This is a genomic window from Vibrio sp. 811, from assembly GCF_033339195.1.
The window spans coordinates 1-618 of sequence record NZ_JAWOUB010000568.1 but is presented as its reverse complement, the minus strand read 5'-3'; the positions used below and the strand labels follow the sequence as shown (position 1 = coordinate 618).

The following is a 618-nucleotide window of genomic DNA, read 5'->3' as shown; positions in this document are numbered from 1 at the left end:
TCCACTACACCCGCTTCACGCATCAGGTTACCGAGACAGAACATACCAACCAATGGTGTCGCAGAAGGTAGGAACAGAATCGTCATCAACAGCACGGCCATCGGGAAGAACACTTTTTCCCACTTACCAACATGACGAAGCTGCGCCATTTTGATTTCACGCTCTTCTTTGGTAGTCAGCGCTTTCATAATTGGCGGTTGAATGATCGGAACTAATGCCATGTAGCTGTATGCCGCTACCGCAATCGCCCCCAATAAGTCTGGCGACAACTTGCTGGCCAAGAAGATCGCCGTCGGACCATCAGCACCACCGATGATGGCGATCGATGATGCATCTGCCATCGAGAATTCCATCCCTGGCACAAAGGTAAGTAAAATCGCCCCAAACAAGGTCGCAAAAATACCAAACTGCGCTGCCGCCCCTAACCAAAGTGTTTTCGGGTTCGCGATCAATGCGCCAAAGTCCGTCATCGCACCAACGCCCATAAAGATCAACAATGGGAAAACTCCCGATTCGATCCCGATATAGTAGACGTAGTACAACAAACCGCCCGGCTCAGTGAAGCCCGCATTAGGAATGTTAGCTAAGATAGCGCCAAAGCCAATTGGCAATAAAAGT

The 618-nt window shown here is 50.0% G+C and carries 1 protein-coding gene; it reads right to left on the bottom strand.

Annotated elements, in window-relative coordinates; all coding sequences use genetic code 11:
• Positions 1–618 (bottom strand): sodium ion-translocating decarboxylase subunit beta (locus tag R7Q46_RS28140; RefSeq protein ID WP_318078434.1); only part of this gene is annotated, 618 nt, incomplete at both ends.